The following is a 20386-nucleotide window of genomic DNA, read 5'->3' as shown; positions in this document are numbered from 1 at the left end:
AGAAGGGCAGAACGTGTGAAGGAACCGTCGCGAGCGCCCCGAGCTTGCGTCGAGGACCGGAGCCGCACTCGCGTGCGGTGAGGACCGCAGAGGCGAGATCGGGGTGCGCAGCAGGTTCATTCACACGTTCTCAGGGCTGCGGCGGCTGCGCGAGCACCCAGCGCGCCAGCGTCTCGGATTCCGCCACCGTCATCTTCGGTTGGCGCGGCATGATCACGCGGCCCCAGGTTCCGACGCTGCCCTCGCGGATCTTCGCGGCAAGCCGTGCCGGGGCGGCGGCGTCGCCACCGTAGCGTGCCGCGATCTGCGCGAAGCCGGGGCCGACCTGCTTTCTGACCATGCCATGGCAGGCCATGCAACCGTAGGTGCCGCTCAGCCGCGGCGCGTCGTCGGGCCGCCCGTCCATCGCCTGCGCGGCATGCGCGGTGGCGGAAAGGATCAGGAGGCCGGCGAAAAGAAGCGTCCGCATGCGATGGACTCTAAGCGCTGTGCGCGATGGGCGGCTCGCCATCGAAGACGACGCCCAGCGCACGTGCCACATGCGCGTCCTCGATCGGCAGCTCCCAGCTCAGGAACACCAGGGTGCCGTCCACCTCCGGCGCGAAGTCGGCTTCGTCGAAGCCGCTGCGACCGCGCCGGATGACGGCGTGCGGCTGGCCCGTGTCGAAGACCACCGCCAGGCCGCGGGCGAGGGGAAGGCGAAGGCCCACCGCCGGGAAATGCAGGTCCAGCCCCTTGTCTTCGCTGAGGAAGAGATTGCAGAAGGCCGCACCGCCGTATTGCGCGGCGTCGTGGTGGACCTTCGCGCCGCGGCAGGCCATCAGCGCCACCTCGCTGGAAGCCAGCACCTCCGCCAGCCCGAGCGCGCGGGTCCACTCGGCCATCGCCTGCACGCAGGGCCGGTAGTCCGGCCAGCGCGCGCGGGCGCGCGGCAGGGGCAGCGGCTCGACATCGCCGGGCGCCAGGCCCAGGCGGGACGACACCTCGCGTTCCCAGTCGGCGGTCAGACGCGCGGGCGGCATCGGCACGTCGAGCGTGCCGACCAGCACCACATCGCTCACGCTTCGGCTGCGCAGGTTCTCGCCGGTGAAAAAGCGGACGATCGAGGGGCCGTGTTCGGCAGGCAGCGGTGAGGCGGGGCGCATCGGGTCAGTGTAGTAAGGCGAAAGGCAACAGCCGAAAGACAGCCCGCAAAACACGCCGTTGCGAACGTGCCAAGGTTGACGCGGGCCGCGCGCATCGAGCAGGTTTGGACACCTTTTCGTCCTATAGTTAATTTTTTCATACCTGCCCACCGCAGCGCTTGCTTCGAAACGCGCACAGAACGTCATGCTGAAGAAGATCAAGGCCACGCAGTTGGAAGAAGGCATGGTCCTCAAAGGGCTCGATGGCGTCTGGACGGGTGTGCCGAATTCGCGCTCGACCTCGCGGGTGCTCGACCGGCGGCTGCTGCGCTCGCTGCGCGCCCGGGGCGACATCGCCGTCTGGATCGAAGTCACCGAGGCGCCGCCGGTGGTCCAAGCGCCGCCGCCGGTCGATGCGCACGAGGCCGCCCTGAGCGCGCGCAACCTGGGCGCCTCCACCATGAAAGGGGCCTTCGCCGACGTGCAGGCGAACCGCCCTCTCAACGTGGCGCTGGCGATCCAGGTGGTCGACGGGATCTACGCATCGATCGAACACGACGCCGGCGCCATGCTGAGCGTCGCCCGGCTCAAGACCGCCGACGAGTACACGTACATGCACTGCGTCGCGGTCTGCGCGCTCATGGCGGCGTTCGCACGCGAGCTGGGCATGAACGAAGGGCAGGTCCGCAACGCAGCCATCGGCGGCCTCTTCCACGACCTGGGCAAGGCACGGGTGCCGATCGACATCCTGAACAAGCCGGGCGCCCTCACCGACGCGGAGTTCACGACGATGAAGAGCCACCCGCGGCTGGGCACGGAGATGCTGGTGCGCAACGGCTTCGACGAGCCGATCGCCCTGGACATCTGCCTGCATCACCACGAGAAGATCAGCGGCGGTGGCTACCCCGACGGGCTGGACGACGACGAGATCTCGATCTACGCGCGCATGGCGGCCATCTGCGACGTCTTCGATGCCGTGACCTCCGCACGCGTCTACAAGAGCGCCTGGGATCCGGCCGATGCGCTGGTCCGCATGGCCGCCTGGAAGGGCCACTTCGATCGCGACCTGCTGGCCACCTTCATCAAGCTGGTGGGTGTGTACCCCGTGGGCTCGCTGGTGCGGCTGAGTTCCGGCCTGCTGGCGGTGGTGGTGCAACAGCGCCAGGACAAGCTGTACACGCCGGTGGTCCGGACCTTCTATTCCACGATCCAGGAGACGCCGACGGTGCCGGCGCTGCTGGATCTGAGCGAGCCGGGCTGCGACGTGCAGATCGTCGGCCGCGAGCCGCGCGACCTCTGGGACGACGCGCACATCCAGCGGCTGTCGCTGCCGGACTGAACGTCGGCCGACGCAGCCGGCGGCTCAGCGCCGCGCCGTCTGCCGCGGCAGTTCGCCGAAGCGCTCGCGGTAGTAGGCCGAGAAGCGGCCCAGATGGCCGAAGCCGAATTCCATCGCCGCGTCGGTGACCAGGCAGTCGGCATCGTTCTCGAGCATCTGCCGCGCGGCCTCCAGCCGCACCTGGCGCAGCCACACCATCGGGCCGACGCCGAAGCGGCGCTTGCAGTGCATGTGCAGGGTGCGCGGGCTCACACCGGCCGCGCGTGCCAGGTCTTCGAGCGACAGCGGCGCGCACAGGCGGCTGCGCATGTAGCGCTCGGCGGCGGCCAGCGGCGGCTCGAGCGCGGCGGCGCCGGACGACGGTGCGTCGAGGGTCAGCGCCGCGTCGTTCAGCGCCGGTCCAGCACCCGCCGGCTGCTGCGTCAGCAGAAAGTAGGCGAGGCTCTGCTCGACATGTTCGAGCCAGGCCGGGTGGCAGGCCGCGGGCTGGTCGGCGGCATCGGGCAGGGCGAGTTCCATCAGCGACTGCACCAGGCCGAACCACTGGGCCGATGCGCCGTCGTGCAGCCGATGGGCCGACTGCAACCCGGTGGCGGTCGTCGCCTGCGCGCTGCGCACGGCGGCGTCGTGCACCAGCGTCAGCGGGATGCGCAGCAGCAGCTGCTCGCAGTCGCGGCTCCAGCGCAGGCGCACGCTGCGGCGCGGCGCGATGACCGCCACCTGGCCGCGGCCGATCGAGAGGCTGTGGCCGTCGCTCTCGATCTCGGCGCTGCCGCTGAGTGGCATTTGCACCAGCGCGAAGCCATCGAAGGGCTGGGGACGCACCTCGACCTCGGGCCCGTAACGCAGGATGAACATCTGCAGCCGCGGCGAACCCGCGCTGTAGAGCGCCGAATCGACCGCGCCAGCACCGCAGCGCACGTCGTGCTCGACCAGCGCGTCGCGCAGGTAGGCCCGGGAGGAGTCGATGCGGTTCGACGCGAAGACCCGGTTGCGGTAGAGCCGCGACAGGTCCATTGCCGGCATGGCCGGACTCATGGCCGGCCCTCCGCGGACGCGGCACGGTCGAAGCCGAACGGAAGGGACGGGGCGGTCCGAGTCATGTGCTTCGAGCTCCTTGGGGCGCCGTGGGGTGCGCGGGGGTGGGGCGGGTGCCGTGCGTGCGGCATCGCAGTCTGCATCCACACCTGCCGGCGAGCAAGAGCCATGCCGATGACCCTGCCGGGCGCGGGCGCCTTTGTCCGGTATCGGCGATGCGCCGCAGCCCGCCCGGCACGGGGTTGCGGATTCCGGATAGCCACGCGCCCGGTTTTGCGGTGAGATCGGCGGTCGCCAACTCACTCCGCCTGCCCCACGCAGGCCGCCCCCATGAGCAGAACCCTCACCCTCCCGGCGCTGGACGGCAGCGGCAGCTTCTCCGCCTACGTGGCCGTGCCCGCCAGCGGCCATGGCCCCGGCATCGTCATCGCGCAGGAGATCTTCGGCGTGAACGCCAACATGCGCGCCACCGCCGACCTCTACGCCGAAGAAGGCTATGTGGCGATCGTGCCCGACCTGTTCTGGCGCCAGAAGCCCGGCATCGAGCTGGGCTACACCCCGGCCGATTTCGAGCAGGCCATTGGCTACTTCCAGGGCTTCGACCTGGACAAGGGCATCGACGACATCCAGGCCACGCTGAACCTGCTGCGTACGCTGCCCGAGGTCGAGCAATCCGTCGGCCAGGGGCTCGTCGGCTTCTGCCTGGGCGGGCGGCTCGCCTACTTCGCAGCCTGCCGCACCGACGTGGCGGTGGCCGTGGGCTACTACGGCATGGGCATCGAACATGCGCTGGCCGAGGCACCGAAGATCAAGGGCCGGCTGGTGCTGCACTTCGCCGAGCTCGATGGCTACTGCGACGCCGCGGCGCGCGCCACCATCACGGAAGCGCTCGCGCCCAACAAGCGCATCGAGATCTACACCTACCCGGGCGTCGAGCATGCCTTTGCACGCCTGGGCGGGATGCACTTCGACAAGCTCGCCTCGATGATGGCGCAGCAGCGCACCATCGCCACGCTCAAGCGCGAGCTCGGCCCTGACTACGACCTGTCGGCACTGTGGGACAAGCACTGCGAGTACGAGTTCGGCACGCGCAACGTCGACGACACCATGGCGACGATGGTGGCCGAGCCCTACGTCAACCACATCCCGACGATGACCGGCGGCGTGGGCTACGCGCAGCTCTACCGCTTCTACAAGCACCACTTCGTGCACGGCAACCCGCCGGACATGGGGCTGCGGCCGCTGTCGCGCACCGTCGGCTCCAACCAGATCGTCGACGAGTTCATCATGAGCTTCACCCACACGACCGAGGTCGACTGGATGCTGCCCGGCATCGCACCGACCGGCCGCAAGGTCGAGCTGCCGATGCTCGGCGTGGTGCGCTTTCGCGGCGACAAGCTGTGCCACGAGCACATCTACTGGGACCAGGCCAGCGCGCTGGTGCAGGTCGGCGTGCTTGACCCGGCCGGCCTGCCGGTGACCGGGGCCGAGCAGGCGCACAAGCTGATCGACGAGACGCTGCCGTCGAACACGCTGATGGCGCGCTGGAAGACGAGCGAGGGCGTGTGACGCCCTGACGTCCCCCGCTCGGTCAGGGCAAGGGCCATCCGGTGGCAGGCGCCAGGCCATCGAGGCCGTGGACAATCTGCCGGCTCAGCGCCACCAGCGGCGCGCTGAGATGGGCCGCCACATCGGCCACCGGCTCGGTCGTGGATACGCTGACGTTCAGCACATGGCCCCACGCACCGTGCACGCGAAGCGGCACGGCCAATGCGACGATCTCGGGCTGCCATGACGCGACGCACCACCCGTGCGTGTGCACGCTGTCCATTGCCGCATCGATCTCTCGGCGCAGCGCCGGCCAGTCGGCACGGCGCGCCTTCAGCGTCTTGAACAGCGCATTGCGCTGCGCTTCGGGGGCGACCGCCAGCCAGGCGCGACCGAGCGAGGTCAGTTCGATGGGCACCCGCTGGCCGCTGACCACGTTGCGCAGCGACGGGCGACGGTTGTAGCGGAGCGATTCGATGTAGACCATCTCCGAACGGTCGGCCACGGCGAGGCCGACGTTGATGCGCAGCTTTTCGGCCAGTGCGCGCATCAGCGGCGCCGCCACCTGCAGGACGGTCGAGCCGGTGCGCATCGCATGCGCCAGGCTCAGCACGGGCGCGGCCAGACGGTAGGCGCGTGCCGGGCGGTCGTGCTCGAGCAGGCCCGCGCCGACCAGCGTCTGCGTCAGGCGGCTCACGGTGGCCGGCGACAGCTGCGTGCGCTCGGCCAGCTCGCCGTTGCCGAGCAAGGTGGACCCCGGCCGGAAGGCCCGCAGGATCTCCACCCCGCGTTCGAGGGAGCGGTTCGTCGTCGCCATGGGTGTCCTTTCGGTCGGGCCTCTCAATTCCATCCAGTGGAATTGAAGGGGTGCATCGGGCGAGTATGCGACCTAAGCTGCAAGCGCGTCGATCCACAAAGAAAAGAGACAAACCATGCTTGCATTCATGCACTCGCGGGCGCTGCGTCGCCCGACGTTCCTTCGCTTCATTGCGCTCCTTGCGTTCCTTGCCATCGCGCTCTTCGGCGCGTTGCCCGCCGTGGCGGCGTTCCCCGACAAGCCGATCCGGATCGTCGTGCCCTTCGCCCCGGGCGGCGGGACCGACGCCATCACGCGCACGCTCGGCGTGGGCATGGCGAACACGCTCGGCCAGCCCGTCATCGTCGACAACAAGCCCGGCGCCGGCACCATCATCGGCACCGACTTCGTGGCCAAGAGCGCGCCCGATGGCTACACGCTGGTCATGGCGACGTTCGCGCATGCGGTCAACCCGGCCCTGCAGCCCAAGCTGCCCTACGACACGCGCAAGGCCTTCGCCCCGGTCGCGCTGATCGGCGCGTCGCCCAACGTGCTGGTGGTGCGTGCCGACTCGCCCTACAAGACGCTGGCCGACCTCGTGGCCGGCGCGAAGGCCAAGCCGGGCAAGCTGAGCTTTGCTTCGCAGGGCAACGGCACCTCCGCGCACCTGGCGGGCGAACTGTTCAAGAACCTCGCCCGGATCGACCTCGTGCACGTGCCGTACCGCGGTGCCGGCCCGGCCATGACCGACCTGCTGGGCGGCCAGGTCGACATGATGTTCGCCACCGCAGCCGCAGCAAAGTCCTTCGTGACCGCGGGAAAGATGCGCGCACTGGCCGTGACCACGGCGCACCGTTCGCCCGCCTATGCCGACGTCCCGACCATGGCCGAGGCCGGCGTGCCGGGCTATGCCGCGGAGAGCTGGTACGGGCTGTACGCCGCCGCGAACACGCCCAAGGACGTGATCGATCGCCTCAACGCCGCCGTGCGCCGTGCCGTCAAGGAAGCGCCCTTCGTCCAGCAGACGCAGACCGAAGGGCTCGACGTCAACGTCGGCTCGCCCGACGAACTGGACCGCTACGTGCGCGCCGAAGAAGTGCGCTGGCGCAAGGTCGTCCAGGACAACCACATCACCATCGACTGAGGTCCACCCCATGAGCCACACCCCCGCACCTTCGCTGATCGACCTGAAGGTCGATACCGGCATCGCCACCCTCACGCTGAACCGCCCGGACAAGCGCAACGCGATCACCGATGCGATGCGCACCGAACTCATCGACGCGCTCGAACAGGTCACGGCCGACGGCACCATCCGCGCGCTGGTGCTGACCGGTGCCGGCAAGGGCTTCTGCGCCGGTGGCGACGTCGCCGGCATGCAGCGCCGCATGGATGCGCCGGCCGGCGAGGTCGGCTTCAACGGCTGGACGCGCCAGCAGCGCGTGCATCACTCGGTCGCCCTGCTGCACACGATGCCCAAGCCGGTGATCGCAGCCGTCAACGGCGGCGCGAACGGGCTGGGTGCCGACATGGCGCTGGCCTGCGATTTCGTGGTGGCGTCGGAGGAGTCCAGCTTCGCCTGGAGCTACATCAAGCGCGGCCTGATTCCCGATGGCGGCGGCATGTACTTCCTGCCGCGACGCGTCGGCCTGGCGCGCGCCAAGGAACTGATCTTCACCGGCCGCAAGGTCGAGGCGGCCGAAGCCCTGACGCTCGGCATTGCCGACCGCGTGAGCGCCGCCGATGCGCTGCTGGCCGATGCGCAGGCCTGGGCGCGCGAACTGTCGCAGGGCTCGGCCCCGGCGCTGGCGCTGGGCAAGTCGATCCTCAACCAGAGCTTCGAGCTGTCGGCCGAGCAGGTGTTCGCGCAGGGCAGCCAGGCGCAGGGCATCTGCTACACGACACAGCAGCACCGGGACGCGGTGATGGCCTTCCTGAACCCGACGCGGGAGAAGGCGGCATGAGCGGCACGACCGAACCTGGCGAGCGCACCGACGCGATCTCGCGTCTGATGAAGCCACGCAGCGTGGCGGTGATCGGCGCGTCGGCCGACCCGACCAAGACCGCGGGCCGGCCGGTCGCCTACCTGACCAAGCACGGCTTCGGTGGCGCCATCTATCCGGTGAACCCGCGCGCCGACCGGATCGGCGGCCTGAAGAGCTATCCCGACGTGCGCTCGCTCCCCGAGGCGCCTGACGTGGGCATCGTGCTGCTCGGTGCCGAACGCGCCCACGAGGCGGTGCGCGAGCTTTCGGCGCTCGGCACCTCGGCCGCGATCGTGCTGGCCAGCGGCTACACCGAAGTCGGCGAGGAAGGCGCTCGGCGGCAGCAGCAATTGCTGGAGGCGGCCGGCCCCATGCGGCTGCTCGGCCCCAACACCATCGGGCTGGTCAACCTGACCGACAACATCACGCTGTCGGCCACCGGTGCGCTCGAGATGGCCGGCTTCGAGGCCGGGCACATCGGCGTGGTCTCGCAAAGCGGCGGCATCCTCGGGGCGCTGCTGTCGCGTGCCGCGGCACGCGGCATCGGGCTGTCGAAGCTGGTCTCGACCAGCAACGAGGCCGACCTCGACATGGCCGACTTCGTCGACCATCTGGCCGACGACGAGGCCACCTCGGTGATTGCGCTCTACATGGAGGGCCTGCGGCACCCCGACAAGTTCCGCGCCGCCGCGCTGAAGGCGGCGCGGCGCGGCAAGCCCGTGGTGGTGTTCAAGATCGGCCGCTCCGAATCGGGCGCTGCGGCTGCGGTGTCGCACACCGGGGCGCTGGCCGGCGCGGACCGCATGTACGATGCACTGTTCCGCGAGGTCGGTGTGATCCGCGCGCAGAGCTTCGCCGACCTGCTCGACCTGCCGGCGGCGCTCGCGAGCGGCCGGCGCCTGCAGGGCCGGCGCGTGGCGGTGCTCACGTCGACCGGCGGTGCCGGCACGCTGGTGGCCGACAGCCTCGGCACCAGCGGCTTCGAGACACCCCCCCCCGACGAGCTCACCGCCGCCGCGCTGCGCGCGCTGCAGTCGGGCGACCATGCCGTGCTCGACCGCAACCCGATCGACGTCACGCTGGCCGGCCTGCAACCGGCGTTGCTGCGTGGCGCCATCCACGCGCTGCTCGCCAGCCCGACCTACGATGCGACGATCGTCATCGTCGGCTCGTCGGGACTCGCCATGCCGGACCTGATGGCCGACGCCATCCACGACTGCCTGCCGGCCAGCGACAAGCCGCTGCTGGTGTACGTGAGTCCGCATGCGCCCGGCATCGCGAGCCTGCTCAACCAGCGCGGCGTGCCGGCCTTCATGGCCCCTGAGAGCTGCAGCAGCGCGCTGGCTGCCATGCAGCAGACCGCGTCGTGGCGCGCGCCAGCCGTGCGCCCGGCCTTGCCGCCGATGGCCATCGATGCCACGTGGCCCGCCGGTGCGCTCGACGAAGCCGAGGCCAAGCAGCTCTTCGCGCGCTTCGGCGTGCCCTGCGTGCGCGAGCACATCGTGTCCGACGCCGCCGAAGCGGTGCAGGCGGCACGCGCCTTCGAAGGGCCGGTCGTGCTCAAGATCCTGTCGTCGACGATCACGCACAAGAGCGACGTCGGCGGCGTGGCGGTGGGCGTGGCACCGGCGCAGGTCGGCGAGCGGCTGGTGCGCATGGCCAGCGATGTCGAAGCGCACGCCGGCGTGCGACCGTCCCGGTTCCTGGTGCAGGAGATGGTCGCCAGCGGCGGCGTCGAGCTGATCCTCGGCTTTCACCGCGATCCGCTGGGCGCGGCCATCCTGCTCGGCATGGGCGGCGTCACGGCCGAGCTGCTGCAGGACACGGTCCTGCAGATGCTCCCCGCAGGCGGGCTCACGCGCGGCGAGGCCGCCTCGCTGGTGCGCGGCCTCAAGACCTGGCCGCTGCTCGACGGCTTCCGCGGCCGGCCCCCGGCCGACGTCGATGCGCTGGTCGACGCGATCGTCGCGTTCTCGCAGATGGCGGCGACGCTGGGCGACCGGCTGCTCGAAGCCGAGATCAACCCGTTGTTCGTGTTGCCCCAAGGCCAGGGCGTGCGCGCAGCGGACGGTGTGGCGGTGCTGCAGCCCCAGGGCTTGCAAGGAGACAAATCATGAGATCGCTTCATTCGATGTCGCGCCGGCAATTCAGCACTGCGATCGGTGCCGGGCTGGCCGTGTCGGCACTGCCGATGCGCCTCGCGCAAGCCGCCGGCGCACCGGACTTCCCGTCCAAGCCGATCCGCATCGTCGTGCCGTTCGCGCCCGGCGGCCCCACCGACCTGATGGCGCGCGCGATCGGCAAGAGCATGTCGGTGTCGCTCGGGCAGCCGGTCATCGTCGACAACAAGCCGGGCGGCGGCGGTGTCATCGGAATGGGCGAAATCGTGCGCCAACCCGCTGACGGCTACACCCTGGTCTTTCCATCGATCCTGGCCGTGACCAACCCTGCGCTGATGCGCGACTACCCCTTCGACACGCTGCGCGACTTCGCGCCGCTCACCGTGGTGGGCTTCGTGCCGCACGCGGTGGTGGTGCGGCCCGACTTCCCGGCCAGGACGCTGCCCGAGCTGGTGGCGCTGGCCAAGGCCAAACCCGACAGCCTGTCGTACGGCTCGTCGGGCAACGGCACCTCGGCGCACCTCGGGGCTGCGCTGTTCGCGCAGCGCGCGGGCATCCAGGTGGTGCACGTGCCCTATCGCGGAGCCGGGCCGGCCGTGCAGGACCTGCTCGGCGGGCAGATCCAGTTCATGTTTCTCGACATGAGCAGTGCGCTCTCGCAGATCAAGGCAGGCAAGTTGCGCGCGCTCGCCGTGGCGCCGAGCAAGCGCTTCGTGGGATTGCCCGATGTGCCGACCGTCGCGGAGCAGGGCTTTCCCGGCTTCGACATCCACGGGTGGTACGGCCTGCTGGCCCGCGCCGGCACGCCCGAGCCGGTGATGAACGCGCTCTATGCCGAGGTCAAGCGCGCGCTGGCGACGGACGAGGTCCGGCGCATCTTCGAGGCGCAGGGCATCGAGCCGGGCGGCATGCCGCCTGCGGCGTTCACGGCGCTGGTGCAGAGCGACCTGGCGTGGTGGAAGCGCACCGTCGAACAGCTGCACATTCCGCAGCAGTGAAGGAGACCTCCATGCGCATCGTCATTCCCGATGACTACCAGGACTGCGTCCGCGGCCTCGAATGCTTCGCGAAGCTCGCCGGCCACGACGTGCAGGTGTTCAACGACACCGTCCACGACACCGAAGCGCTGGCCGCGCGCTTCGCGGACGCCGAGGCCATCGTGCTCACGCGCGAGCGCACGCGCATCGACGCCGCGCTGCTCGATCGCCTGCCGCGCCTGCGCCTCATCGCACAGACCGGCAAGCTGGCCGGCCATGTCGACCTGGCCGCCTGCACGGCACGCGGCGTGCGGGTCGCCGAGGGCAGCGGCGCCGGCTCGGCCACGGCCGAACTCACCTGGGCGCTGGCGCTGGCCAGCCGGCGCCACCTGGTCGACGAAGCGACGCGGCTGCGCCAGGGCTTGTGGCAAGGCCACCTCGGTCAGCAGCTGGGCGGGCAGCGCCTGGGCGTGTGGAGCTATGGCCGGATCGGACGGCAGGTGGCGGCGTACGGCCGCGTGTTCGGCATGAAGGTCTGGGTGTGGGGCCGCGAGGCATCGACCGCCGCCGCCCGCGCCGACGGCTTCGAGGTGGCGCCGTCGCGCGAGGACTTCTTCGCAGAGAGCGACGTGATCAGCCTGCACGTGCGGCTCAACGCCGACACGCTGGGCCTGGTCGATGCGCAGGACCTGGGCCGCATGAAGACCACGGCGCTGCTGGTGAACACCAGCCGTGCCGAACTCGTCGCGCCCGGTGCGCTGGCACAGGCGCTGGCCCAGGGTCGCCCGGGCTTCGCAGCGGTCGACGTGTACGAGGCCGAGCCTGTCCTGGGTGCCGACCATCCGCTGCTGCGCCTGCCCAACGTGCTGTGCACGCCGCACATCGGCTATGTCGAGAAGGACAACTACGAGCGCTACTTCGGCATCGCCTTCGACCACGTCCGGGCCTTCGCCGCGGGCACGCTCACGGACATCGTCAACCCCGAGGCGCGACGCTAGTCGCGTGTCGATGCAGCCGCCGCACGCAGCACCCAGGGCGTCGCGAGCACGGCGAGCAGCTGCACGAGCATCCGCTCCTGCGGCGACCATCGCGGCCGGCTGCCCAGCACGTTGAAGGTTGCGAGACAGCGGCCGGCGTCGATCAGCGGCACGTTGAGCACCGCATGCAGGCCGAGCGAGGCGATGCGCGCATGGTCGTCGAACACCTCGCGCAGCACCGCATCGCCCTCGCCGACGAACAGCTCGCCGCCGCGCAGCAGCTGGCGCGTCCAGGGCGTCATGGTCTTGCGCTTGCGGCCGCCGACCGGGTAGGCGTCGGGGTTGGAGCTCCACAGCCGCTGCAGCTCGATGGTGTCGCCCTCCTGCGGACCGTCCGGCGCGGCATCGATGTTGACGGTCAGCAGCCCGTCACCGAGCTGCGCCTGTCGCACGGCCTCGATCAGGCCGAGTGCCGCGTCCAGATGGGGCGCTCGCGGCAGGTCGTGGCACAGCGCCGCACAGGCCTCTGCCGGCAGGCAGAGCATCGCCCCGGTCTGCACCTCACTCATTCTTGATGCCGAGCTCGCGGATGACCTTGCCGTAGCGGTCGGCGTCGCTGCGCAGCACGGCGGCGAACTGCTGCGGCGTGCCCTTGACGATCTCGACGCCCATCGAATCCATGCGCGTGCGCACCTCGGGTTGCGCCAGCGCCTTGTTGATCTCGTCGTTGAGCTTGGTCACCAGTTCCTTGGGCAGGTGGGCCGGGCCGAAGGCGCCGTACCAGACGCCCAGCTCGTAGCCCGGCAGCGTCTCGGCGACGGTGGGGGCGTCGGGCAGCAGCGGCGAGCGCTTGGCCTCGGTCACGCCCAAGAGGCGCAGCTTGCCGGCCTTCACGTGTGGCAGCGTCTGCGTGCCGGCCGAGAACAGCACCTGCGTCTGGTTCGACACCGTGTCGACCACGGCCGGCGCGCCGCCCTTGTAGGGCACGTGCAGCATCTGGATGCCCGCGGCCTTCTCGAACAGCACCGCGCTCAGGTGGTTGGTGGAGCCGGGCCCGGCCGACGCATAGGCCAGCTTGCCGGGGTTGGCCTTGGCGTAGGCGATGAACTCCTTCACGTTGGTCACGGGCACGGCCGGGTTGATGACCATGGTGTTGATCACGTTGGCCATCTGCGCGATGGGCGTGAAGTCCTCGACGCCGCGAAAGGGCATGGCGGGCATCAGCGCCGGGTTCATCGCATGCGTGCTCATCGAGCCGATCAAGAGCGTGTAGCCGTCGGGCTTGGCCTTGGCCACGAAGTTCGAGCCGATGTTGCCGGACGCACCGGCCCGGTTGTCGACGATGACCGTCTGGCCCAGTGACTTGGTCAGCTGCTCGGCCAGCGAGCGCGCCAGGATGTCGGTCGAGCCGCCGGGTGCCCAGGGCACGACCAGCGTGATGGGCTTGTCGGGCCACTCGGCCGCGGCGAGGGTGGCGAAGCCGCAGAGGGCCAGCAGCGTGAGGCTGCGTCGGATGCGTGAAAACATGGGAAGGACTCCTCAAGAAAAAAGAAAGGGTTCAGGTCAGCGGCCGACGGCGTAGCCCTGCATGCCGCGCGGGTTGGCCGCGGCGCGCAGCAACAGGCGGCCCTGGGCGTCGTGCTCGCGCGTGCAGGCCGACAGGCGGCTTTCGGACCACGGCTCGCCGACCTTCACGTCGTGCCCCTGCGTGCGCAGCGCATCGAGCACCTCGGGCGAGAAGCGCGACTCGACGGTGAGCCGGTTGAGTGTGGTGGCGCGCGGCCAGAACGACGCGGGGAAATGGTCGACGTGCCAGGCCGGCGCGTCGATGGCTTCCTGCAGGTTCATGCCGTGCACCGCATGGCGCAGGAAGAAGGCGGGCGACCACTGGTCCTGCTGGTCGCCGCCGGGCGTACCGAACACCATGTAGGGCTCGCCGTCGCGCAGCGCGAGCGAGGGCGACAGCGTGGTGCAGGGCGGCACGCCCGGCGTCACGGTGTTGGGCAAGCCGTCGTCGAGCCAGGTCATCTGCAGGCGCGTGTTGATCGCGAAACCGAGCGCCGGGATCACCGGGCTGGACGACAGCCAGCCGCCCGACGGCGTGGCCGCGACCATGTTGCCGTGGCGGTCGATCACGTCGATGTGGCAGGTGTCGCCGACGAAGACTTCGCGCTCGGCCCACTCCGCAACGGGCGGCAGCGCGGCGAAGGTCGGCTCGCCGATGCCGAAGCGCGTGTCGGCGGTGCGCAGCGTGCGGGCCGCCACGTCGAGGTCGGGCAGGCGCGGCGCCTGGCCCAGCGGCGACCCAGGCTGCAGCTGTTGCGATGCGCTGTCGCCCACCGCCATCCAGCGCTGGCGCAGGTAGTCGTCGGACAGCAGCGCCATCTGCGCCTCGCGCGACGCCCCGGGTGCGCTGCCGTACCAGGCGAGGCGGTCGGCCAGCGCCAGCTTGGCGGCTTCGGCGATGCGGTGCACGAAGCCCGCGGTGTGCGGCGCGTGCTGCTCGAGGCCGGCGTGGCGCAGCATGCCGATCTGCTGCAGAAAGGCCGGGCCCTGGCTCCAGAAGCCGCACTTGGCCAGTGTGTAGCGGCCGAAATCGACGGTGAGCGGCGACTCGACGGTCGGCTGCCACTGCGCCATGTCGTCGTAGCGCAGCAGGCCGGCGTGCCGCTCGCCGGTGGTGTCGCGCACCTGTGCCGTGCGGTAGTAGCTGTCGATCTCGCGCGCGACGAAGCCCCGGTACCAGCAGCGCAGCGCGGCTTCGATGGTGCCGGTGCGCGTGCCGCCGCCCTCGTCGTCGGCCGTGCGCAGGATGCGCTCGTAAGTGGCGGCCAACTGCGGCTGGCAGAACAGTGCGCCGGGCTGGGGCACCTGGCCGTCGGGCAGCCAGACCTCGGCCGACGAGGTCCAGTGCTCGCGGAACAGCGACTGCACCGCGACGATGGCCTGCACCGCGCGCGGAATGAGCGGGTAGCCGTCGCGCGCATAGCCGATGGCCGGCGCCAGCACGTCGGCCAGCGACCAGCTGCCGTGGTCGCGCAGCATCGTCAGCCAGGCACCGAAGGCACCGGGCACGGTGGCCGGCAGCAGGCCGATGCCCGGCACCTGTTCGAGACCCAGGCGGCGGAACGCGGCGGCCGACGCCTCGCCCGGCGCGGCGCCCTGGCCGCAGACCGACTGCATGCGCCGGTCCTTCTCGCTCCAGAACAGGATCGGCACCTCGCCACCCGCGCCATTGAGGTGCGGCTCCACCACCTGCAGCACGAAGCCGCCGGCCACGGCCGCATCGAAGGCATTGCCGCCGCGCTCGAGCACGCCCATGGCGGTCTGCGCGGCGAGCCAGTGCGTGGCCGCGGCGACGCCGTGCGTACCGGTGATTTCAGGGCGGGTGGTGAAGGTGCTCATGGTTCTGGTGCATCGAAGGGATGCGCCGATTCTGGTCGCATGAAATAGGCCAATGCACATGGATTGCTATCGATGCATGCATCAATTGCTATGCTTCGAGACACCATGTCTCTTGCGCCCCTCGCCCCCGACGCCCTCGCCCTGCGCCTGGAAACCCGCCTGAAGATGCGGCACTACGTGCTGCTGATGGCGGTCGACCGGCACCGCTCCATCACGCGTGTGGCCGAGCAGCTGTCGCTCGCGCAGCCGACCGTGACGCGTGCGCTGGCCGACATCGAGGACATCTTCATGACGCCGCTCTTCCTCCGCAGCCGCCGCGGCCTGGAGCCGACGGTGGCCGGCGAGGTGGTGCTGGCACGCGCCAAGCTCGCCGTGGCGGACAACCACGCGCTGCAGCAGGAGCTGCGCGCCGTCAGCGGCGCCGGGCTGCAAGGACGGCTGCGCGTCGGCGTGATTCCCTATGCGGCCACGCAGACGCTCGACGCCGCGTGGCAGCACCTCTTCGGCCTGCGCCCGCGCATCGCGCTGCTGGCGCACGAGGACACCACACACAACCTGGTGCTGGCGGTGCGCCAGCGCACGCTCGACTGCGCCATCTGCCGCTTCTCGCACGACAGCACCGACGACGACCTGGTGCAGGAGCTGCTGTACCGGCAGGAGGCCTGCGTGGTGGTGTCGAAGGCCAGCGCGCCGCGCCTCGCACGCCAGGACACGGTCGACATCTCGCTGCTGTCGGAGATGGACTGGATCTTTCCGCCCTCGGACACGCCCATCCGCCAGATGATCGACACCGTCTTCGCCGCTGCGGGCCGCACGGTGCCCGTGCCGCTGCTCGAGGCCTATGCGGTGCGCACCGTCGCCTCGGCCATGCAGCAGTTGTCGCGGGCCGTGACGATCCTGCCGCGCGACGTGGCGCAGGCCGTGGCCGCCACCGGCGCCGCTGAAGTCATGCCGCGCCCGCTGCCGTGGAGCCTGCCGCCGGTGGGGCTGGCGTGGCTGCGGGATTCGCCGAAGGCGGGGGTGATCCAGGGGTTGGCGGCGGCGCTGCGATGAGGGTGACGAAAGCCAGGGAGCGCCAGTCGGCAGCAGGATGACCGCGACGCTCGCCCCTCACGCGCGCGTCGTCACCACGCCTTGGAAAGCACCAGCATCAGCGCTGCCATGTTCATGACAATGCAGAACGCGATGCACAACGGCGAAAACTCGAAGGCGAACATCGGCGACACCCTGTCGGCGCGCACCGATGCCACGAGGGGTGCGGGATTGGTGTATTCAAAGCGCCCACCATAGCCATCGCCCGACGGCGCTCCTTGCACCGTGAAGCATCCGCTGACCACTTTCACCGAAGCCCCCCAGACGCCGGCCCCGCGCGCACTGCCTGGGTGGGTCCTGCAGTGCTGCGGTCCGAGACACCGGCCAACCGCTGTTCGAGCCGATGCTCTTCAGCCGCAAGCAGCGCGAAGGTGCGCAGCGCCGAATCGCTGGGCTCCGCGCCGTCGCCTTCCAGGTAGGTGCGAAAGGTGTCGACGAGACGCGACTGAAATGCAGCACGGGCGCGCGTTGCACGCGCGAGCGCCGCGGCGTCTCGATTGAAGGCCGGAATCGCGCCCAGCCTGGGCCGTTCGACCCGCAGGAAATGTTGAGCCGACATGGCCCCTCCCAGAAAAATTCGGCGGATGGGAAAAATTCACATCCGCGCATTTTTTCTGTTCAGGCGGTCGCTGGCTGTCGGACACACGCTCGCCCAAGGACTCTCTGGTAACGGGAGGTGTCGCGCGCAGCAGCCTCCCAGACGAGCCGAAGGGTCAAGGCCATCTGGCTCTGGAGCGTGATCACTCGAAGATGACCTGCGTGGCGATCAACACGTCGTTGACGATGCGCCCCCCCACGATGGTGACCTTGACGCCATTGCCGAGTTGGCCTGCCACCCCATTCACATACTGGATGCCGGCCCCGCTGGCGTCGATCGCTTGGCCCTTGACCTTGAATTGCGCGAGTGACTTGAAAGCGCCCACCGTGCCCATGGCAGTGAAGGAAGCCGAGCTCGCACCACCCGGGGTCTTCTTGATCTTGATCTTGCTGGCCACCAACGATCCGTTGATGACGGTGCCGGCGACATTCAGTTCGACGCCATTGGCAATCGCCGCTGCCGGCCCCCCGGACACTTGAGCGGACGAAGCGTCCACCGGCGTGCCGAGGACCCGGAAGCTGGAAAGTCCGCTGAAATCCGTCACCACGCCACCCAGCTGGCGGCGCGTTCCGTCTTGCAGCGACACGGGATACCAGAGCTCGACCGAACTGGCTTGCAGCACACCGCCCGCAAGCGACAGGTTCGCACGCACGCGCACGTTGACCCCCGCGACGAGCGCGGACGGAGAAGCGATCTGGCCGAAATCGACGGCCAGGCTTCCCAGCAGGAACTTGCGGCTGGACACATCGAGGTTTTGCACGACGCCCGAGAGGATCGGGGTGCCGGCCAAAAGCTTCTCGATCCGCGTCGCGCGCAGTGAGCCCGGCCCGGCAGGCAAGCCCCACACCTGCACGGTCATTCCGGGGGTCAGCGCGCCGAGACCCGAGATGTTGCCCCACACCGTCGTCGAATCCGTGCCGATCGTCATGCCGAGCACGACCAGGTCGCCATTGCCCGCGTTGATCGAGGTGACCACGCCGCGCGCATCTGCCGCGGACTCGACTTCCGTGGCCTCACCAGCGGTGAAGTCCGCATTCGTGGGTCCGTTGACCTTGGCGGTCATGCCCAGCTGGAGCTGGGGCGCATCGCGCAACTTCAGCACCGCGCCAGCGGTGTTGTACCGAACGTCGTTGACGATGATGCTGGCGACGCCGCCCACCCCCCCAACGCCCGAATCGCCGCTGTCCCCCGCGGATGCGGAAGCACCCGTGCCGCCGGAGCCCACGCCACCGGCATCGCCGGACGAGGCCGAGGCCGTGTCACCGCTGCTGCCGCCGGACGCGCTCGACCCCGCACTGCCAGGACCACCGTCGGCACCGGCGCCTGCGTTGCCGCCGCCGTCTTGGGAGCCGGCCTGGCCGGCGAAGCCCCAGTCAGGCGAACTCGCGTCTCTGAAGGCGGCGGCAGTGCCCGTCGAACCGGCAGCCGACGATCCTTCGATGGAGTCACCACCACCACCGCCGCAGGAAAGCACGAATACGGTCGACAGCGCGACGAGGCAACGCATCAGGAGCTTGTTCATTGCTTCAAATTTTCCGTTGGTGCCACATCGAACGGCTCCTCGGAGATTCCCTTGTCGTCTTCGAAATACGTGTAGATGCCCACTCTGATGCGAGCCGTTGCGCCCGCGCCGCCGGCATCGATGGCCGTTCGCATTTCATGTGCCAGCTCGTGATGCAACGTGGTCCAGCGGGCTCGTACCAACTGGTGAATTTCTTCGCATGCTTCCATCGGAAGACCATGCGCAAAAATCGAGCGCTCCAGCATCGGAGGACGTTCCGCCAGGATGTTGGACACCGATGCATTCAGATGGTCACGCCCGTTGTCGGCGAAGAAGGCCAACATGCCGCCGAGGTCGTTCGCCGGGATGAAGCCGTCGGCCTTGAGTTCGACCTGCGCGCCGTGGTCGGTCACCAGTCCCAGGCGGACAAGCTCTTCAAGGATGACGCGGTGATGCACATTGCCCCGGCTGCCGATCCATGCCATGGACTCGAACGATGGCGCCTTGCTCTCGCTCGTTACGGGGAGTTTGCGCAGCTTCTGGTTGTCCGTGGCCATCTCCAGCCACACCGTGAGGGTCTTCGCAGCAGACGAGAGCTCGGTCGGCGCCAATGGATCGCGCGGCGTGCGAACCCTCGCCGTGACAGCTTTCCGGTTGATGCCGGTCGTGATGGAGAGCTGACTGAGGTTCGGTTGCACCCCCTTGGAACGCCACGACCTCCGAGCTTCGTCCAGCAGCAACTCGTTGAGCAGCTCCTGCAAGTGCGGCTGCTTCAGACCCAGGCCCATGGCGAGCCTGACCACAGGCCGCAGAACGCGTGCGCAAGCGGACAGTGCCAAGGCGAGTTGATTCATTGGACGGCTGCGATTGTCGCCGAGTTGTTCAAAAACTCAGGACGTCGGGACCGCCATGGGCGGTCTGCGGCGGACCCGGATGCGAGGCCGCGTTGGCATCACCATCGCGAACCGCCCCAAGGTCGAGGCGACGCAGCCGACGAAATCGGCCACCGACTGGCCCGAGAATCCCCGCATGCCCCACGCCGTCGCCCGGCTGCGCGCCGCCCGCCTGGCGCGCAGCAGCAAACCCTTTCTCGCCCGCGGTGGCTTCAAGCGCGAGCGTTGCGCCGGCTGCCGGCTGCTGCCGAGCCACTGCCTGTGCGCCTTGCGCCCGACGATCTCCACCCGCGCCGGCGTCTGCCTGCTCATGGCCGACATCGAGCCGCTCAAGCCCAGCAACACCGGCTGGCTGGTCGCCGACGTGGTGGCCGACACCTTCGCCTTCGGCTGGGCGCGCACCGACACCGACCCCGCGCTGCTGGCCCTGCTGAGCGACCCGCAATGGCAACCCTGTGTGGTGTTCCCCGGGCAGTACGCCGCGCCCGAGCGCGTGGTGTACAGCGTGCCGCCGCCAGCGCCCTCAGGTGACCGAACCGGCAAGCGCCCGCTGTTCATCCTGCTCGACGGCACCTGGGCCGAGGGCCGCAAGATGTTCGGCCGAAGCCCCTACCTCGACGCGCTGCCGGTGCTGAGCCTGGCGCCGGACCGGGCTTCTCGATACCAATTGCGCGACTCCGGCCGCGACGACCACCTCTGCACCAGCGAAGTGGCCGCGCTGTGCATGGGCCTGGCGGGCGAGCACGCGGCCGAGCAGACCTTGGAAGCGTATCTGGATGTCTTCACCCAGCACTACCTGTGCGCCAGGAACCAGCAGCCCGTTGCATGGGAGGATGCGGCCCATCGGCGGCTGCGCGAAGTGTCGGCACTGCCGCCGTCTACAGCGTCTTGCTGAGCGTGACGATGCCACGCGCCTTGTTCACGAAGCCGTAGAAGTCTTTCTTGTTGGCGCCCTGCACGCCGCCGTACAGCGCCACGCCGCTGCCGAAGTCGTAC

The 20386-nt window shown here is 69.6% G+C and carries 20 protein-coding genes and 1 pseudogene; 9 read left to right on the top strand and 12 right to left on the bottom strand.

Features of this window, described 5'->3' with window-relative positions:
• Window positions 1-130: 130 nt before the first annotated feature.
• Both ACSFA2_RS09240 and ACSFA2_RS09235 read right to left on the bottom strand, forming a co-directional pair.
• The gene (locus ACSFA2_RS09240) at window positions 131-469 is read right to left on the bottom strand and encodes a c-type cytochrome (RefSeq protein ID WP_435455030.1); all 339 of its coding nucleotides are present in this window, start codon (window positions 467-469) and stop codon (window positions 131-133) included.
• A 10-nt stretch (window positions 470-479) separates the two neighbouring features.
• The gene (locus ACSFA2_RS09235; protein ID WP_435455494.1) at window positions 480-1022 is read right to left on the bottom strand and encodes a hypothetical protein; all 543 of its coding nucleotides are present in this window, start codon (window positions 1020-1022) and stop codon (window positions 480-482) included.
• Between the two features lie 307 nt (window positions 1023-1329).
• Here ACSFA2_RS09235 and ACSFA2_RS09230 point away from each other — a divergent pair, with 307 nt between their 5' ends.
• Window positions 1330-2463, top strand: coding sequence for an HD-GYP domain-containing protein (locus ACSFA2_RS09230; protein ID WP_435455029.1), 1134 nt, complete (start codon window positions 1330-1332; stop codon window positions 2461-2463).
• A gap of 24 nt (window positions 2464-2487) precedes the next feature.
• On the opposite strand, the gene ACSFA2_RS09225 is transcribed toward ACSFA2_RS09230, so the two are convergent.
• The gene (locus ACSFA2_RS09225; RefSeq protein ID WP_435455028.1) at window positions 2488-3501 is read right to left on the bottom strand and encodes an AraC family transcriptional regulator; all 1014 of its coding nucleotides are present in this window, start codon (window positions 3499-3501) and stop codon (window positions 2488-2490) included.
• A 330-nt stretch (window positions 3502-3831) separates the two neighbouring features.
• On the opposite strand from ACSFA2_RS09225, the gene ACSFA2_RS09220 reads away from it, so the two are divergent.
• On the top strand, window positions 3832-5070 hold the full coding sequence (locus tag ACSFA2_RS09220) for a dienelactone hydrolase family protein (RefSeq protein ID WP_435455027.1): 1239 nt from the start codon (window positions 3832-3834) through the stop codon (window positions 5068-5070).
• A gap of 22 nt (window positions 5071-5092) precedes the next feature.
• Here the strand turns inward: ACSFA2_RS09220 and ACSFA2_RS09215 are convergent, their stop codons facing one another.
• Window positions 5093-5866, bottom strand: coding sequence for an IclR family transcriptional regulator (locus tag ACSFA2_RS09215; RefSeq protein WP_435455026.1), 774 nt, complete (start codon window positions 5864-5866; stop codon window positions 5093-5095).
• A gap of 115 nt (window positions 5867-5981) precedes the next feature.
• Between ACSFA2_RS09215 and ACSFA2_RS09210 the strand changes: the two genes are divergently transcribed.
• The 5 genes from ACSFA2_RS09210 to ACSFA2_RS09190 are packed head-to-tail and all read left to right on the top strand — an operon-like array spanning window position 5982 to window position 11922.
• On the top strand, window positions 5982-6989 hold the full coding sequence (locus tag ACSFA2_RS09210; RefSeq protein WP_435455025.1) for a tripartite tricarboxylate transporter substrate binding protein: 1008 nt from the start codon (window positions 5982-5984) through the stop codon (window positions 6987-6989).
• A gap of 10 nt (window positions 6990-6999) precedes the next feature.
• Entirely contained in the window at window positions 7000-7806 is an 807-nt protein-coding gene (locus ACSFA2_RS09205) for an enoyl-CoA hydratase/isomerase family protein (RefSeq protein ID WP_435455024.1), read from the top strand.
• Window positions 7803-9944, top strand: a complete 2142-nt coding sequence (locus tag ACSFA2_RS09200; protein ID WP_435455023.1) for an acetate--CoA ligase family protein — start codon at window positions 7803-7805, stop codon at window positions 9942-9944. The genes ACSFA2_RS09205 and ACSFA2_RS09200 overlap by 4 nt, the downstream gene beginning before the upstream one ends.
• Window positions 9941-10945, top strand: coding sequence for a Bug family tripartite tricarboxylate transporter substrate binding protein (locus ACSFA2_RS09195; protein WP_435455022.1), 1005 nt, complete (start codon window positions 9941-9943; stop codon window positions 10943-10945). The genes ACSFA2_RS09200 and ACSFA2_RS09195 overlap by 4 nt, the downstream gene beginning before the upstream one ends.
• A gap of 11 nt (window positions 10946-10956) precedes the next feature.
• Complete coding sequence (locus ACSFA2_RS09190; RefSeq protein WP_435455021.1) at window positions 10957-11922, top strand: D-2-hydroxyacid dehydrogenase family protein; 966 nt, start codon at window positions 10957-10959, stop codon at window positions 11920-11922.
• On the opposite strand, the gene ACSFA2_RS09185 is transcribed toward ACSFA2_RS09190, so the two are convergent.
• The 3 genes from ACSFA2_RS09185 to ACSFA2_RS09175 are packed head-to-tail and all read right to left on the bottom strand — an operon-like array spanning window position 11919 to window position 15306.
• Complete coding sequence (locus ACSFA2_RS09185; protein WP_435455020.1) at window positions 11919-12470, bottom strand: GAF domain-containing protein; 552 nt, start codon at window positions 12468-12470, stop codon at window positions 11919-11921. The two genes, ACSFA2_RS09190 and ACSFA2_RS09185, sit on opposite strands and share 4 nt — an antisense overlap.
• Window positions 12463-13428 carry a Bug family tripartite tricarboxylate transporter substrate binding protein gene (locus ACSFA2_RS09180; RefSeq protein WP_435455019.1) on the bottom strand — a complete coding sequence of 322 codons (966 nt, stop codon included), beginning with the start codon at window positions 13426-13428 and terminating at the stop codon, window positions 12463-12465. Before ACSFA2_RS09180 ends, ACSFA2_RS09185 begins: the two co-directional genes overlap by 8 nt.
• 36 nt (window positions 13429-13464) lie before the next feature.
• Window positions 13465-15306 (bottom strand): gamma-glutamyltransferase family protein, encoded by a 1842-nt coding sequence (locus ACSFA2_RS09175; RefSeq protein ID WP_435455018.1) that lies wholly within the window; start codon window positions 15304-15306, stop codon window positions 13465-13467.
• Window positions 15307-15411: 105 nt separating this feature from the next.
• Here ACSFA2_RS09175 and ACSFA2_RS09170 point away from each other — a divergent pair, with 105 nt between their 5' ends.
• Window positions 15412-16359, top strand: coding sequence for a LysR family transcriptional regulator (locus ACSFA2_RS09170; RefSeq protein WP_435455017.1), 948 nt, complete (start codon window positions 15412-15414; stop codon window positions 16357-16359).
• A 71-nt stretch (window positions 16360-16430) separates the two neighbouring features.
• Here ACSFA2_RS09170 and ACSFA2_RS09165 read toward each other — a convergent pair whose 3' ends face one another.
• From ACSFA2_RS09165 to ACSFA2_RS09150, 4 genes are all read right to left on the bottom strand, one after another.
• Window positions 16431-16649 (bottom strand): hypothetical protein, encoded by a 219-nt coding sequence (locus tag ACSFA2_RS09165; RefSeq protein WP_435455016.1) that lies wholly within the window; start codon window positions 16647-16649, stop codon window positions 16431-16433.
• Window positions 16646-16957: a hypothetical protein gene (locus ACSFA2_RS09160; RefSeq protein ID WP_435455015.1), complete on the bottom strand. Its 312-nt coding sequence runs from the start codon at window positions 16955-16957 to the stop codon at window positions 16646-16648. The genes ACSFA2_RS09165 and ACSFA2_RS09160 overlap by 4 nt, the downstream gene beginning before the upstream one ends.
• A 181-nt stretch (window positions 16958-17138) precedes the next feature.
• Window positions 17139-18518, bottom strand: coding sequence for a DUF5666 domain-containing protein (locus ACSFA2_RS09155; RefSeq protein WP_435455014.1), 1380 nt, complete (start codon window positions 18516-18518; stop codon window positions 17139-17141).
• Window positions 18515-19351, bottom strand: coding sequence for a DUF6502 family protein (locus ACSFA2_RS09150; protein WP_435455013.1), 837 nt, complete (start codon window positions 19349-19351; stop codon window positions 18515-18517). Before ACSFA2_RS09150 ends, ACSFA2_RS09155 begins: the two co-directional genes overlap by 4 nt.
• Window positions 19352-19526: 175 nt before the next feature.
• Between ACSFA2_RS09150 and ACSFA2_RS09145 the strand changes: the two genes are divergently transcribed.
• Entirely contained in the window at window positions 19527-20285 is a 759-nt protein-coding gene (locus tag ACSFA2_RS09145) for a tRNA-uridine aminocarboxypropyltransferase (protein ID WP_435455012.1), read from the top strand.
• Here ACSFA2_RS09145 and ACSFA2_RS09140 read toward each other — a convergent pair.
• Window positions 20269-20386, bottom strand: a pseudogene (locus tag ACSFA2_RS09140) (TorF family putative porin); the annotation flags it as partial. The gene ACSFA2_RS09145 and the pseudogene ACSFA2_RS09140 sit on opposite strands and share 17 nt — an antisense overlap.

The organism is Variovorax cryoconiti (assembly GCF_051216395.1).
Taxonomy (GTDB): Bacteria; Pseudomonadota; Gammaproteobacteria; order Burkholderiales; family Burkholderiaceae_C; genus Variovorax.
The sequence above is the reverse complement of the archived record's forward strand: the minus strand, read 5'-3'. Positions and strand labels throughout refer to the sequence as shown.